The 14775-nt window shown below is 52.2% G+C and carries 10 protein-coding genes and 1 tRNA gene; 6 read left to right on the forward strand and 5 right to left on the reverse strand.

The annotated features are described in order from the left end of the window. Nucleotides 1–629: 629 nt before the first annotated feature. Both LKK83_RS14470 and LKK83_RS14475 read right to left on the reverse strand, forming a co-directional pair. On the reverse strand, nt 630–3284 hold the full coding sequence (locus LKK83_RS14470; RefSeq protein WP_324631895.1) for a sensor domain-containing protein: 2655 nt from the start codon (nt 3282–3284) through the stop codon (nt 630–632). An 85-nt stretch (nt 3285–3369) separates the two neighbouring features. Continuing rightward, nucleotides 3370–3666 carry a hypothetical protein gene (locus LKK83_RS14475; RefSeq protein ID WP_324631896.1) on the reverse strand — a complete coding sequence of 99 codons (297 nt, stop codon included), beginning with the start codon at nt 3664–3666 and terminating at the stop codon, nt 3370–3372. Between the two features lie 1135 nt (nt 3667–4801). On the opposite strand from LKK83_RS14475, the gene LKK83_RS14480 reads away from it, so the two are divergent. Continuing rightward, nucleotides 4802–5383, forward strand: a complete 582-nt coding sequence (locus tag LKK83_RS14480; protein ID WP_324631897.1) for an Npun_F5749 family FMN-dependent PPOX-type flavoprotein — start codon at nt 4802–4804, stop codon at nt 5381–5383. Here LKK83_RS14480 and LKK83_RS14485 read toward each other — a convergent pair. Then, entirely contained in the window at nt 5373–9224 is a 3852-nt protein-coding gene (locus tag LKK83_RS14485; RefSeq protein ID WP_324631898.1) for an EAL domain-containing protein, read from the reverse strand. The two genes, LKK83_RS14480 and LKK83_RS14485, sit on opposite strands and share 11 nt — an antisense overlap. Nucleotides 9225–9927: 703 nt before the next feature. Between LKK83_RS14485 and moaA the strand changes: the two genes are divergently transcribed. Next, nucleotides 9928–10914 (forward strand): GTP 3',8-cyclase MoaA, encoded by a 987-nt coding sequence (gene moaA, locus LKK83_RS14490; protein WP_324631899.1) that lies wholly within the window; start codon nt 9928–9930, stop codon nt 10912–10914. Nucleotides 10915–11077: 163 nt separating this feature from the next. Here the strand turns inward: moaA and rpsD are convergent, their stop codons facing one another. After that, the gene (gene rpsD, locus LKK83_RS14495; protein WP_324631900.1) at nt 11078–11686 is read right to left on the reverse strand and encodes a 30S ribosomal protein S4; all 609 of its coding nucleotides are present in this window, start codon (nt 11684–11686) and stop codon (nt 11078–11080) included. Between the two features lie 150 nt (nt 11687–11836). On the opposite strand from rpsD, the gene LKK83_RS14500 reads away from it, so the two are divergent. Beyond that, nucleotides 11837–12412 carry a hypothetical protein gene (locus LKK83_RS14500; protein ID WP_324631901.1) on the forward strand — a complete coding sequence of 192 codons (576 nt, stop codon included), beginning with the start codon at nt 11837–11839 and terminating at the stop codon, nt 12410–12412. Between the two features lie 72 nt (nt 12413–12484). On the opposite strand, the gene LKK83_RS14505 is transcribed toward LKK83_RS14500, so the two are convergent. Continuing rightward, nucleotides 12485–12652, reverse strand: coding sequence for a metallothionein (locus LKK83_RS14505; RefSeq protein ID WP_324631902.1), 168 nt, complete (start codon nt 12650–12652; stop codon nt 12485–12487). A gap of 298 nt (nt 12653–12950) precedes the next feature. Here LKK83_RS14505 and LKK83_RS14510 point away from each other — a divergent pair. The 3 genes from LKK83_RS14510 to LKK83_RS14520 all read left to right on the forward strand — a co-directional run bounded on the left by LKK83_RS14510 (nt 12951) and on the right by LKK83_RS14520 (nt 14773). Further along, nucleotides 12951–13024: transfer RNA gene (locus tag LKK83_RS14510), tRNA-Met, on the forward strand. 50 nt (nt 13025–13074) lie between these two features. Beyond that, a complete protein-coding gene (locus LKK83_RS14515; protein ID WP_324631903.1) occupies nt 13075–13242 on the forward strand; it encodes a hypothetical protein in 168 nt (55 codons plus the stop codon). After that, a complete protein-coding gene (locus tag LKK83_RS14520) occupies nt 13232–14773 on the forward strand; it encodes a YcjF family protein (protein ID WP_324631904.1) in 1542 nt (513 codons plus the stop codon). The genes LKK83_RS14515 and LKK83_RS14520 overlap by 11 nt, the downstream gene beginning before the upstream one ends. Nucleotides 14774–14775 lie beyond the last annotated feature (2 nt).

Below are 14775 nucleotides of genomic sequence, written 5' to 3' on the forward strand. Positions count from 1 at the left end.
CTGGGTTGACCCACCTCCTGCTTCGCTTTGCGGTCCGACATCTGGAACATCGAGGATCGATCCAATTAAAATCTACTCTTAACCGATCCTTAATACGGTATTACAGAATTGGGTTTTAATTCAGCAGCAAATTACACAAAATTAAAACTCGTTTTGGATTAATGGCTGAGGCGATCGCTCGATGCAAAGGGTCCTTGTGCCCTCTTATTAATTTTTGTTAAATTTCTCTTTTGGCGTTAAGCTTTATCTCGGTGGGGATATCCTTGGGTGTGGTTCTCGATCCGTGGCGGATACTTTCACGAAATCGGTGCTTTTTTTCTTCCCGGTGTCAGTTGAGCCGCTGCCCGCATTGGAACGCCGAAACCTGTGGTTTTGTTTTTGCTAAAGCCACCGCTTTATCTGTTTTAAAACAACGGATTTGGGTACCCAATCCCCTGTATCCCAATCGGCGTTTCTCAAATTTTAAATTGGATTGGGGAATCCATTAAGTTGTTTCTCCTTCCCGCCTCTGCGAGCATTGTTAAAGTGAACGTTCCGGATAGATCCGCACGGAATTGGCGGGGTTGTGTCAACCTGCACCACGAAAAATCTCAGGGTTAAAATTTTTTAAATTCTCTCCAATGGGCGAATTACCATTGCGGCGAGGATAAAATTAATGCTTCTGCCTCTGTAGGATCTAAAGGTGGCGAGAAAAAATACCCCTGTCCGACTTCGCATTTCAAGGTCCACAGTTGCACTAACTGGGTTTCGGTTTCTACACCTTCCGCGATCGCCTCGAGTCCGAGATGATGCGCGATGGTGATAATCGAACGAACCAACTCGGCGGTGTCGCTATCCGCACTCATGCGACTAATAAACGAACGGTCGATTTTTAAAGTATCGATGGGAAAACGATGCAGGTAACTCAAAGAAGAATACCCGGTACCGAAATCGTCAATACACACCCGCACTTTTCGGCGTTTTAATGCTTCGAGCAGTTGGCTAGCCATTTCGGCATGTTGAATCAGCACGCTTTCGGTGATTTCGAGCATCAATTGATGGGGCGGGATGCCGGTTTGGGCCAAAATGCGATCGATTTGGTCGAGATAGCCCGGTTGTGCCAGTTGTTTCCCGGATAAATTGATGCCTAAGGTCAAGTGAGCGGCATGAGGAGATAACTGTCGCCAAGTGCTAAACTGACGGCAAGCTTCTTGCAGGACCCAGCGACCGATTTGCTGCATCTTCCCGATGTCTTCTGCCACCGGGATAAACTCCGAGGGAGAAACCAAACCGCGCTCGGGATGTTGCCAGCGCACCAATGCCTCGAAGCCGATCGCCCGTCCGGTTTCCAAGGATATCATCGGCTGGTAGTAGATGGCAAACTCCGACAAGGGGCCCTCGCTTGCCCCCTCCCCGAACCGAGTGCCAGATGGCACATAGCAATCCAGAACCGATCCGATGCTTTCTTGCCGCCCATTTTCGCCGCCTTCCATGTCCTCGGTGGCATCCAGATGCAAAGTTTCTGCTTTTGCTTCTGGTAATGCGCGGCGCAGGTCATTTTCCAATTGCAACAGCGCCACAGCGCGTTCGTGCATGGTGCGATCGAACAGTTCGTAGCAACCGCGTCCGTGGGTTTTGGCGCGGTACATGGCGGTATCTGCATTTCGCAACAAGTCTTCTGGAGAATGATACACCACCCCGGAGGCGCGATCGCGACTCAAGGCAATCCCAATACTGGCATTGGTTAGCACTTCATGCCCGTTGAGTTTGAATGGTGAATTGAAGCTGGCGAGAATCCGCTGCGCCACCCGGGTGGCATCGCTCACATCTTGGATCTCATCGAGCAGAATCGCAAACTCGTCGCCGCTCAAACGCGCTACCGTATCGACACTGCGAACCGAGGCTAACAGTCGCCGCGAGATCGATTTTAACAAGCGATCGCCCATTTCATGGCCCAAGTTATCGTTAATCGCCTTAAACCGATCGAGATCCACAAACAACACCGCCGACATCTCCTCGGACTCTCGTCTGAGTCTCTCGCATATCCGACTCAAACACTCTTTGAAAAACGTGCGATTTGGCAAACCCGTCAAGGGGTCGTGAAAAGCAGCTTTGCGAAGTTTCTCCTCGGCGCGCACTCGATAGGTAATATCGGTCAGGGTTCCCACATAACCCGTCGGTCTCCCCTCACCTTCCCTGGATGGACTCGCCTGCGCCAGCACCCAGCGCGTCTCGCCATCTGCATTTTGTACCCGGTACTCCCCGTGAAATAATGCTTCGGCTTCCCGCGCCTCATGCCATCGCCCGCTTGCTTTGGCGCGATCGTCGGGATGGATACATGTCAGCCAATTTACCCCGATCGCTTCCCCTAGTTGCTTCCCGGTCATTTCGCACCAGCGCGGGTTGGCATACAATAATCGCTCTCCCCCAGCATCGCTATAGAACATTCCCACCGGACAGTGTTGGGCTAAGGTATAATCTCCCCACTCGCTTTCTTGCCAACTCCCCCTTGCCCGATTCCCTGGTTCGCCGCTCTCTTCTAATCGGGGCAACCCAGGCATTTCCACCGACTCGCTCTGTTGTACCCCCGGAAACCACACATCTGCGCTCCCCCATCGCGCGCTTAGGCTGCGCGGGTTAGGGGGGGGCGGAATATGTTGCCAAACCCGATGGCTGAGGGTTCCCCACGGCGCGATCGTCGGTGCAATTTGATTTTCTACCTTGTGCTGCTGCATCTGTTGTAGCGCCAAGTGTACCCCTGCCTCGGTTTCGCGATCGTCAACCTCCCTTAGCAATGACCCTGACTGCCGTTCCTCCCTGGGGGGATGTTCCTCCACCCCTTCAGAACCCGACACCTGGGGCGGATCTGCTGGGCGATCGCGATCCAATGCATGCAAAGCCGTTAGCTGCTGCAGTACATCTTGGATCAACCATAAACCCGCGAACATCTCTCGTGGGTTCGCTCGATCTCCCCGCGTCAATGGATCCAACCACGACTCGGTGAGGTTGCTGTTTTCCCCCTCTCCCGCTTGATTGCACAGCAGCGCCCGGGTGGAAACCGAAATCCCTTCTCCATCTTTGCAACTCTCTTCCTCCCGGAAATGCGCAACTGCGTCGCCAGGGGATCTATCCCCTCTACCGTGGCTCTCCACCTGACCTCTATCTCGATGGCGCTGGCGACTCAGTTCCCTCGCCACCTGAGCAATCAACTCGATGGCTTCATCCCATGAAACATCCCATCCTTCCTGCATTGAGTTGCGCGACTTGAATCGCACCACTGCATCTTCTAACAGTTGTATTAACATCTTATTGACCCCTGTATGTTCTTTTCCCAGTTCGGTTCGCATCTAACTGTATTGCACTGGCGCGATCGCTTCTGCACGCTTTCCCTTAGCCATCACCTTGCTTGCGGCGCTCATCCTCCATAGCAGCGATCGCCTCCGTCTTGGTTTTCCATTGAATTGTTTGATGGTATTGTGCATTCCCGATTGGCACTCCCCTTCCTTTTTTTTGTGCTTTAAATTCACGAGCTAACTTTAGCTGTTCCCCAAAGCGCTCTGTATTTTCCAACTCCAGTTTAAGCCTCTCCCCAAACCTGCTTTTAGAGGCAGTTTTCCGCTGACTTGACTGGCGGATTAAAAGAGGGCATTTCCCTGCCACTGCTCTAGATTGGCTGGCGAACACCATTTACGATACTCCTTGAATTTTTGCACGGGCATTGAGGTGGAAAAATCGTTTTCTACGTTAACATAAAACCATCAGCAGTCTACCATCCGCGCCGGCCATAGATTGCCGCGCTCTCTCCCATCTCGGTGTTTACAAGTTGTAAAATAACTGCAATTGGATGCGATCGCTTTGCAATCGAGAAAAGGCGCGCATCTCCCGCCAATGTCCATCCCATCAATGAAGGACAAAAGCCAAAAAACCGCGATCGGATCGTGCCATTACGGTTGCCCCTCCAGTGCTTTTTCCTGCCGAGTGTGCCGCAAAACGATCGCTCTCGCAATTGACCCCATACTTCACCCTCCTACAGGAAAGCGACACTCCAACCAACAACAATCGGGCGCGCCCGATTGTCGCACAACCTTGTATTCGCCGTGGTATGCCCATTATAGGTCCCGCCAAACCCGAAGTGCCCCAGGATTCCGTTGACCCCTTTCATTAAGGGTTTACATAGAAATTCGCATAATGTCAAGGGTTCTTGAAATTTGTTAATATTTTCACCACTTCCCGGTTCTCGTTTACCCCCTTCCCCGTGAATGGGGTGTTGTCCCCGGTGTCCACTATGGTAGCAGAAGGGACTCACAACCCGGTTGAAGTCCCTCGCTTAAATTGTGAGGGGGCAGACAGCCCCCAGAGGAATTTTCCCCGCCACAACCCTAGGCTTGACGCTTTGAACTGAGGGAGAACCCGCCCGCCACCAACCCGCGATCGCTCGAACTTAACTCAACCTAAACTCAAACCATCCAAGCCTCAAGGGGCGATCGTTAAAGATTTAATTAAGAATATTCCCATCCCCGGTAAAGATTCAATAAAGCACTACCTGTAGGGTGGGCAACTCGTTGCCCCCCTACCCGTGACTACCCGTGACAAAGGTGCGGAAGTCATGTCAGAGAAATAAAGCCTCAAGAGGCGATCGTTAAAGATTTAATTAAGAATATTCCTATCCCAGATTTGGATATGTTATGTTACCCTACCCCCTCGCTTATCGCCACCGCGATCGCCCTCGGAAACACCGAATCCCTACAGCGCATTGCGCCGCGCAGCGATCGCCGGAGCGGTATAATAAAACACTAACCTTGGAATAGATCGGAAAGCCCTCATGTCTCTTGCACCTTGGCGATCGCCCCTGTCTCGGGCACTCCATCGCAACCGCGCCCGCGCCGACGCGAAGTATTTCCAGCTTGCTACCATCCGCCGCGATCGCAGCCCCGCCAACCGCACCGTAGTGTTTCGCGGCTTTCTCCAAGACAGCGATCGGCTCAAAATCGTCACCGATGGGCGCAGCGAAAAAATCGAACAAATCGATTTCAATCCCCAAGCCGAAGCCTGCTGGTATTTTCCCATCACCCGGGAACAATATCGGCTGCAAGGAACCCTCACCTCAGTCAAAAGCGACGCCGAAACCCCCGAATTGCAACAAGCGCGCCACATAGCATGGCAAGACCTCTCCCCCAGTGCCCGCTTGCAATTTGCATGGCCCGCGCCGGGACAACCTCGCCACCCCAACGCCGACTTCGACCCCCCCGCCCCGGACCCGGTGCAACCCACAGACCCGTTTTGCCTGCTGTTGCTCGATCCGATCCGGGTGGAGTGCCTGGAATTGCGCGGCAACCCGCAAAATCGCTGGCTCTACTTGCGACAAAGCGATCGCAGTTGGTCCGTGCAAGAAATCAATCCCTAAGATTGCATCGATAAACCGTGGCGATCGCCTCGGATGCGGTTTGCGGATGGCACGGCTTGCCAAACAAATATCCTTGACCGTAATCACACTGCCACGCCGACAACTGCTCGAGCTGCCCGGGGGTTTCCACTCCCTCGCAAACCACATCCATCCGCAAATTATGCCCCAGCATCAAAATCGTCCGCACAATTTCCCCATTATTTTTCTCCCGCTCCAAATCCATCACAAACGAACGGTCGATTTTTAACGTATTCACCGGCAATTTTCGCAGATAACTCAAGGACGAATACCCGGTGCCAAAATCATCAATGCACAACTGAATCTGACGCTTTCGCAATTGTGCCAACATTGCATTTGCCGCTTCCGGATTTTCCATCAACATGCTTTCGGTGATTTCTAATTTCAAACAGCTCGCATCAATCCCGGTTTCTGCCAAAATGCGATCGATTTGCTCGATGAAATCCGGTTGCGAAAACTGTTTCCCGGACAAATTCACATTCATCGTCAGGGGCACAGTACGGGGAAATTCCCCGTGCCAGCGGCGCAGTTGCCAGCAGGCTTCGCGCAGCACCCATATCCCCAACGGCACGATCGCACCCGTTTGTTCGGCAATCGGAATAAACTGACTCGGCGAAATCATCCCTTTCTCTGGGTGTTGCCAGCGGACTAGGGCCTCAAATCCCGTCACCTGCCCGGTTTTCAGGGAGACGATCGGCTGGTAGTGCAGCAGCAATTCATCCTCGGGATGCTGCAGCATTCGTCGCAGGTCATTTTCCCACTCTAACTGCTCCACAACCCCGGCGTGCATGGTTTCGTTAAAAACCATGAAACAGCCGCGCCCTTCTCGTTTGGCGCGATACATTGCCGTATCCGCATGGCGGAGGATATCTTCGGGCTGTTGCGATCGCCACTGGCGCACTTGATGCGCGCCAATCTCGGGGCGATCGCCGGCACTCAATTCCCCTCCCCGCGCATCTGCACTGCGGTGGAAGGCGATACCAATACTGGCATTGGTATAAACTTTGTGATTTTTAATCTGAAACGGATCCTCTAACACTTGGTGGATCCGCTGGGCCACCGCTGTCGCTTCGCCAATCTCTTGCATATCTCGCAGCAAAATGGCAAATTCATCCCCGCCCAGGCGCGCGACTAAATCTCGCGATCGCAGGCAGTTTTCCAGTCGTCGCGCGATCGCCACCAGCAGCTCGTCTCCAATATTATGCCCCAAGGAATCATTCACCAATTTGAATCCATCTAAATCCAGAAACAGCAGGGCAAACCCCGACTCGGCTTTCTCTGATTTCACCTCTAGCTCATCCCACAAGGCATCGGTTAACATGGCGCGGTTGGGCAACCCCGTCAGGGCATCGTGAAAGGCAGCGTGCCATAATTTATCTTGCAGCCGCTTGCGCTCCGTAATATCCCGAATGACCACGGAAAATCCGCGCAAATATCCCCTCTCGTCTCGCAATGCGGCAATTAGCATATCCCCCCAAAAATACGATCCGTCATGGCGCCTGCGCCACCCTTCTTCCTCCATGCGACTGGCAACGGCGGCTAAGCGCAACGCCTGATGCGGTTTGTCGTTTTTCACCTCTTCTGGGGTGTAAAAACAACCGAAATGCTGACCGATAATTTCGGGTTCTAAATACCCGGTGATTCTTTCGGATCCTTCGTTCCAACTCACCACTTTGCCCACCGGATCGAGCATGAAAATTGCATAATCTCTGACGCCTTCGACTAAGAGGCGAAACCGTTCTTCGCTGGCTTCTAGCAGGGAGTTGGTTTGCATCATCTCCATCTGCGCTTGTTTGCGATCGGTGATGTCGCGACAACAGTAAAGGGTGGTTCCGTTTTGAATGGCGACTCGTTTCACGTTGATCAGAACCGTGCGGCGTCTGCCGTTTTTCTCCCGCACTTCTCCCTCGATGTTTTCAATTTCGCCAACGGCTTTAAGCTGTTGCAAATCGAATAGGTCCTCGCCAATCAGGTGGCTGATATTTCCCATTGCTTGCATTTCGGCAACGGAATAGTCGAAAAAGGCTTCGGCGTTGGGACAGATAAAGGTTAAGGCTCCTTCGTCGTCGGTGATGAATACCGCATCGGAAACATTGGTGAGGATGAGTCGATACAGGGCTTCGGAGGAGCGCAATCCTTCTTCGGCTCGTTTGCGATCGCTGATGTCAATTCCGAGTTCTAATACTAACGGTTTCCCATCTATATCGGCAAAGGGATAGTCGTAGATTTCATAGGTGCGATCGTCTTCGCTGTGCCACTCCCACTGACGCGATTTTTGGCTCTTAAACACTTCTTTTGTGGGACATCCTTCGCCGGGGTTTTGAATCTTTGCCGGCGGGTTATCTCGGCATTTTCCTTGCGGTTCGCCAAAGGTTTCCCGAAAATAACGGTTGGCAAACCGAATGGAGCAATCCGGGGCTTGCAAATAGACGAAGGCGGGTAATCTATCCAGGAGTTGATAGAGTCTTTCCCGTTCGGTTTTTAACTGCAATTGGCACGGGTTTCGTTCGGTAATATCTCGGGCAAAAATAGCAACTTTCGTGACTTGATTTTGGCGGGTGCAGATGGGATAAATACTGTTGTCGATATCTCTGCCATTATGTCGGTCTTCAAATTGTTGCGGCTTTCCAGTCTCGAAGACGCGATCGATGGCGGCTTTTCTGCTGTTGGCGAGTTTGGATGGTAACAAGTCGTAGGCGCATAAACCGATGATTTCACTGGCACTCATCCCCAGTTGTTGCCCCGCAATCGAGTTGGCGGCTAAAATGGTGCCGTCGCGATCTAGAATGCCTGCGATTTCATGGGTGGCGTTGAGCAGCGCTTGCACGATGTCTTGGGTTTCTCTCAGTTGCGTTTCTAGGGTTTTCCCTCGGGCGATTTCTCGGGTTAAGCGATCGCGCATCCCTTGCAATTGCCCGCTTGGATCTCGCAGTTTCTCGCCTTTTGGGTTTTTTAACCCGGCTTTTGTCTTGAGCAGTGCGTTCTCGAGTTGTGTCTCTCGCATCACGATCGCCAGTTTGCTCAGCTTCCCTCTGCGATCGAAAATTGGCGCGATCGTGCCTTTGGCGTCGATATCCCCTCGCTTTGTCCCAAACTGTTCTCGCTTTTGCGTCTGAATTACTTTTTTAACGTGGTGGCTTATCTGTTGCGCGAGTTCGGTGGGTAAAATTTCGTAAATGCAGGTTCCGTTGAGTTTGCGCGCTTCATAGCCCTGCTGTCTCGCTGCTGCTCGATTCACGAGTAAAATCTTTCCTTGACAATCGATTAATAGAGTGGGATCGGGATGGGCGTTGAACGCATCTTCTAGGTTTTGCCCCTCCTGTCTCGCTTTGATTCGCGCCGCTTTCCGGGAAAAAGGACTGAGTGTTTTGCCGTGGGTTTTTAGCAATTGTGCGGCAATTTTTCCTAAGCTTTCTAATGCCATCACCACAGCAGTATCGAGCTTGTGTGGCACGTTATCCATTACCCACAAATGACCGAGACAAGTGCCTTCCCCATCGAGTAAGGGTATCTTCTGGCAAAAGCTAAAGCACGAAGACGCGATCGTGCAGTCGTTCCAGCTCTTGTCTCCAATGGAAAAACAATGCAGCGATCGCCCTTCAGTCCACCCGGATACAATTTCCGCCATTCCCGCTTCTGGTCTGGCTTTAAACCAATGCTGACCCCCCTCTTTGCTTTGCACTAATGCCACCGGCGTGCTGCATAATTGAGCGGCTAACCGAGCAATCTCTTCTAATCCTTTTTCTCCCACAAATTCGTCGTTCTCTACAGGCTTTTGATTGAACGGTTGTAAGTTTTGTTCGCTCAGCATTTTTTGTAGCATCTTTTTTCCTCTTGCTTCTGTTGCGGTGGATTGACTGACTCTCCCTCGCTCGATACGAGTTCGTTGCTGTCGCGATAGCTTGCTTGCCCGGTATCGGTCAATACTATCCTCGCTTTTTCTAGCCCCTAGCTTTCTATCTAGCAGTTGGTCACTGTGCAGATAAAAACCTGATTCATTTGCCAACTTCTGGGAATGGGTCTTCCTGCTTCACGGATTTGTAGGTGAGTTTTAACTTTTCTTTATTATTCCTTCAGGGATAATCAACTTTCCATTGGGGAGTTTGATGCAGGCTCGTGACACAGTGGTGTCAACCTCCAGAGTTCACTCCTTGTAACTTACAATACACCCTGATTTTTGAATTCCTTCGCTTTTTAATAGTTTCTTTGGCTTTTTGTAAGAGAATCATAACTTTTTAAGGCAGATTTATGTTATTCCAAAAAAATATTACTAAATATTGCATAGCCAAGAAAAAATAGTAACAAAACTTGACAGAATTGGCGATGGATGCTATTTGCCCCTAGCCTCACCGAGCGCTAAGATTGCCCCACGTCTCGCGAAAACGGTAACGCCGGGGATAGTCATGCTGACACCAGGGGGGAGTCTCTCGCGAGTTCTGTGAAGCTCCCAGAACCGGGGCGGTTTTAAAAAATGTTAAATTAAGAAAGCAGCAGCTTTCGATAAGTTCACCGAATTGGGGGAGAGCATGAATCAAGTGGATTACTTACGCATCAGTCTGATTGACCGCTGCAACTTTCGCTGTCAATACTGTATGCCGCAAGGAGAGGAATTGGATTATATCCTGCAACAGAATTTGCTCACCCATGAGGAATTATTAACCTTACTCGAACAGGTGTTTGTGCCCCTGGGATTTACGCGATTTCGCTTGACTGGGGGGGAACCGCTGATCCGCCCGGGGGTGGTGGATATCGTGCGGGCGATCGCGTCTTTGCCCGCCACTCGCGACCTCTCGATGACCACCAACGGCTTTTTACTCGCGCCAATGGCACAACAACTCTACGATGCCGGGTTGCGTCGGATTAACATCAGTCTGGACTCTCTCGATCCAGATACCTTTGATGAAATTGTCGGCACTCGCGGGCGCAGTCGGTGGCAACAGGTTTGGGATGGCATTCAAGCGGCATATCGCGTCGGGTTCGACCCGCTGAAACTCAATGTGGTGGTGATTCCTGGCGTTAACGATCGCGAAGTGCTCGATTTGGCGGCATTAACGCGCGATCGCCACTGGCATGTCCGCTTTATCGAATTTATGCCCATCGGCAACGATCGCCTGTTTGGCGATCGCGGGTGGATTCCCTCGGAACAACTCCGCCAACTTTTTCGCGATCGCTGGGGCTTGCATGAATCTCGCGTTCGCGGGAACGGCCCGGCGGATGTCTTTCAAATCCCCGGTGCCCAAGGAACCCTCGGCTTTATCTCCCAAATGTCCGAATGTTTCTGCGATCGCTGCAACCGCATGCGCCTCTCCGCTGATGGTTGGTTGCGCCCCTGTCTGCTCAACGAAATCGGTCAAATCGACTTAAAATCCGCCTTACGCCACCACACCCCCCTACCGGAACTTCGCGAACAGGTCGCTCGCTTGCTCGCCATCAAACCCGAAATCAACTTTAAACAGCGCGAATCCGGCACCACCGGCACCTACAGCCGCACCATGTCCCAAATTGGCGGCTAATCCCCATCGGGAACCAACCAATCATCCCGCCCGAGGCTTTTGCGACCCCTATCAGCCAAATTCCTCCACCCTGCCCCAAATCAAAAGCCCCCTTACTGACGGATTTGGGGGCTTTCTCAAAACTTATGACGCTGCGCGGTAAGAAGCAGCACAATTCCAATAATTACGCTTGTCGAGAATAGTATTCCACCACTAGCAGTTCGTTAATCTGTAGGGCAACCCATTCGCGCTCGATAATCCCGTTCACCTTGCCTTCCAGTTTGTCTTTATCAAACTCCAAATGGTTGGGAAGGTGGGCCAAACCGGGGGATTGCCGGTTCGCTTCCACTAATTTGCGAGAGCTATCCCGGTCTCTGACGGCGATAACGTCTCCCGGACGACAGCTATAACTGGGAATATTCAGCCGTCCACCATTCACCAGAATGTGACCGTGACTGACCAATTGTCTGGCGGCGGGAATCGTGGGAGCCATCCCCAAACGGAAAACCGTGTTATCCAGTCGCATTTCCAACAACTGCAACAGCACTTGCCCCGTGGAACCCGTCAGGCGGCGCGCGCGACGCACGTAACGCAAAAGCTGCTTTTCGCTCAGTCCGTAGTTATAGCGGAGTTTTTGCTTTTCTTCCAAGCGGATCGCATACTCGGAGCGCTTCCGCCGACCCTGACCGTGTTCCCCGGGGGGATAGGTGCGCTTGGGAGATTTCCGGCTTAAACCGGGCAATTCTCCTAAACGACGTACAACTCTTAGCCGTGGGCCTCGATATCGTGCCATGAAGTTTCCTCGTCAGTTCGTAAACTATTTTCCCAGACTCTCTAGTATAGATCTTTAACGGAACGACTTTCAAATCCATTGTTGGATTTATTGGGTCGGGGAAACCCGTAATGCCCTAATTTCGGTTGTTTTTTTTCTGAGGAGTCCCAAATGTTTCGCCAAATCCGCGATCGCCTCCCTCGCAGTCCCCTCAAATTGGCCCTCGTTGGCATGGGTTTGTTGCCCGCGATCGCTACCTTCTCCCCTTTTCTCAAACCCGCTGTGGCGGCTAACCCTTACGATATCTGCGCCGAAGACCTGTTGCGTCGCCAACTCCCTCCGGAAAGCGTCGCCTTAGCTTGTTCTTCGGTCCTCGACCCGGAAGAGTTGGCCGAGTGCGTGGTGGATATCGATGTCAATACCGATATTATCGCCTCCGATGCCTTGGTTGCCTGTCAGCAGGTGCGGCGTCCTCTGGAGTTGGCAACCTGTGTGGTGGATATCGCCGAAGTCTCTGAGGTCAGCGATGCCCCGGCAATTTTGCAGTTTTGCGGTAGCAGTTTATTGCCCGAACGGTTTGCCCAGTGTGTGGTGGGGTTGAAAAATGAAATCGATTTGATTACTACCCAAGCGTTGGCGATCTGTATTGATGCCGGCGATCGCATTATCGACCCCGCACCAGATTTTATTCCGGGTAAGGAACCGCCCTCGGAACCCCCACCGACCGATAACTTGCCTTCTACTTAACGCGATCGCCCTCACCGCCGAAGCACTCGCGTTCGGCAGTGAGGGTCTTTTTGTCTATTGCTGGAGATCTGCTTAAGCGTGGCATTCACACCCTTGGTGGCCGCACCCTGTCCCATTCGGATGACCGTTGGCGCAGGCGTCGGAACAGTAGTATTTTCCGTCTTTCATCACGGCTTTATCTGTGGAAACCACGCACAGGCAAGAGTCACAAGCACATTTCATGTCAGTTACAGGAGCCATTTTTGTTTTTCCTTTCTTGAATCGCTTTTCAGTTTTAACTATAACATCTGAACAGATATTCAGGCATTTTGTTAATGTTTTCTTAAGCAATGCCTCCCCATGCCCCGGGGAAATGCCTCCTACCTCCGCAATCCCGTCAAAAAATTTCCCCTGCCCCCAGGGTGGTCATCGTGACAGGGGGAATGCTATAATCGCTGTAACGCTTAACCAATCCTGGTTTGACCGGGCAATCAAAAAAAAATTGACCGAAGGGGTTGTCAAACAGGTTAAGTTATGGTTATAATCAAAACAACGACGACGCGGGATAGAGCAGTCTGGTAGCTCGTCGGGCTCATAACCCGAAGGTCGGTGGTTCAAATCCGCCTCCCGCCATTCCACCCCCCAAACCCCTGCAATCGCAAATGGTTGCAGGGGTTTGTTGCATGTTGATAAATCCGACGAAGCGATCGCTGCCCCTCGGTATTGGGGATGAGCGGTACAATAAAATTGAGGGCGATGGCGTCAGCGCCGAGGCATTCCTCTGGGTTGTGCCGCGCTCTAACTATCTATCGATTCGGAAAAAATTGGAACTCAAGTATCATGGCGGTTAAACTGCGGCGACCTATTTTAATTGGCGGCATTGGTTTGTCGTTTGCCTTGTGGGCACTCGAGAGCGTGCAAGACTCCTGGAGTGAAGTGGGAGAAATCGGCATCCTGGGGGCGATCGCCCTGGGGGCCGGATTTTGGTTATTCCAAAGACGCGACCCCCCCACCATCAAAGCGATCGCGGCGGAAGCGGTAAATCGCGAAACCTTGGACAAAGCGATCGCTCAGGCGCAAACCATCATTACCCAGGTGGAAAGCGAAGGCGATCGCCCCCCGATTGTCCAACAGTGGCGAGATCGCCTCGAAAGTCTCTGCGGCGATACCCAGCGCCAAGACCTGCAAGTGGCCCTCCTCGGGGGCAAAGGCACCGGCAAAACCACCCTGCGAGAATGGCTGGATGCCAACTTTAACCCGCCACCATCTGCCGGGGCGATCGCCTTTCGGGAAATTCCGGCATTATTTACCGCCACCGAAGGCGGCGATACCGCCGGGAACATTTCGCAAACCGCATGGGATGCCGCCACCGCCGCCGACTTGGTATTGTTCCTCACCACCGGCGACTTAACCGACCCGGAATTTCAAACCTTACAACAATTGGTGAATGCTTCCGTGCCGGTGGTGGTAGTGTGGAATAAAAAAGACCGCTATTTGCCCGAACAACAAGCGGGAATTTTGCAGCAAGTGAGAAATCGCTTGGAACTGACCCTGGAGAGCGAAGATGCAGTGGCGATCGCCGCCGCACCCGCCCCGGTGAAAGTGCGCCAGTATCAAAGTGACGACTCCTGGCAAGAAACGATGGAACAACCCGCACCGGATATGGGAGAACTCACCGCCCGCTTGAGCGCGATCGCCAGCGAAAAGCGGCAACAGCTCTTGTTAGCTCAGAGCTATCGCACCGCGATCGGGATTAAAGCTGCCGCCCAACAGACATTGAATGACATCAGACGCGATCGCGCCTTGGGGGTTCTAGAAAAATATCAGTATATTTCCGCTGCGGCTGCCTTTGCCAACCCGGTGGCGGCACTGGATTTGGTCGCCACGGGTGCCGTAACCACGCAATTAGTCATCGATTTAGGGGAAATTTACCAGCAAAAATTCTCGGTAGAACGAGAGAAGGCGATCGCCGCCGCCCTGGGGGAACAACTGGTCAAACTGGGGTTAGTGGAACTGTCTACTCAAACCGTCACCGCTATTTTGAAAAGCAACGCCGTCACCTACGTGGCGGGAGGGTTAGTCCAAGGCATCAGCGCCGCGTATCTCACCCGGTTGGCAGGATTGAGCTTGATCGAATATTTCCAAGCTCGAGATGCCAGTGTAGAATCCGGGGTAAATTTGGAGAAACTGGGACAAACGTTAAAAGCCGTATTCGAGCAAAATCAGCGCGTAGCATTTTTGCAAGGATTTGTCAAGCAAATGGTGAAGCGTTTGGCACCGGAATCCAAGAAGTCGGAAAGCCTCACTGCACAAGTGCAAGCTTTGCAGGACAATAGAGATGGAGAGCGTTTATCGATTCCGAACCTTGAGCCAAGCACCTAATT

It is taken from the genome of Phormidium sp. CCY1219 (genome assembly GCF_035615515.1).
In the GTDB taxonomy this organism is placed as follows: domain Bacteria; phylum Cyanobacteriota; class Cyanobacteriia; order Cyanobacteriales; family Laspinemataceae; genus CCY1219.

What these genes read in the sequence shown, in the direction of transcription:
- LKK83_RS14470 (WP_324631895.1), bottom strand. Translation starts at nt 3,284, where the DNA reads ATGTTAATACAACTGTTAGAAGATGCAGTGGTGCGATTCAAGTCGCGC.
- LKK83_RS14475 (WP_324631896.1), bottom strand. Translation starts at nt 3,666, where the DNA reads ATGGTGTTCGCCAGCCAATCTAGAGCAGTGGCAGGGAAATGCCCTCTT.
- LKK83_RS14480 (WP_324631897.1), top strand. Translation starts at nt 4,802, where the DNA reads ATGTCTCTTGCACCTTGGCGATCGCCCCTGTCTCGGGCACTCCATCGC.
- LKK83_RS14485 (WP_324631898.1), bottom strand. Translation starts at nt 9,224, where the DNA reads ATGCTACAAAAAATGCTGAGCGAACAAAACTTACAACCGTTCAATCAA.
- moaA (WP_324631899.1), top strand. Translation starts at nt 9,928, where the DNA reads ATGAATCAAGTGGATTACTTACGCATCAGTCTGATTGACCGCTGCAAC.
- rpsD (WP_324631900.1), bottom strand. Translation starts at nt 11,686, where the DNA reads ATGGCACGATATCGAGGCCCACGGCTAAGAGTTGTACGTCGTTTAGGA.
- LKK83_RS14500 (WP_324631901.1), top strand. Translation starts at nt 11,837, where the DNA reads ATGTTTCGCCAAATCCGCGATCGCCTCCCTCGCAGTCCCCTCAAATTG.
- LKK83_RS14505 (WP_324631902.1), bottom strand. Translation starts at nt 12,652, where the DNA reads ATGGCTCCTGTAACTGACATGAAATGTGCTTGTGACTCTTGCCTGTGC.
- LKK83_RS14515 (WP_324631903.1), top strand. Translation starts at nt 13,075, where the DNA reads ATGTTGATAAATCCGACGAAGCGATCGCTGCCCCTCGGTATTGGGGAT.
- LKK83_RS14520 (WP_324631904.1), top strand. Translation starts at nt 13,232, where the DNA reads ATGGCGGTTAAACTGCGGCGACCTATTTTAATTGGCGGCATTGGTTTG.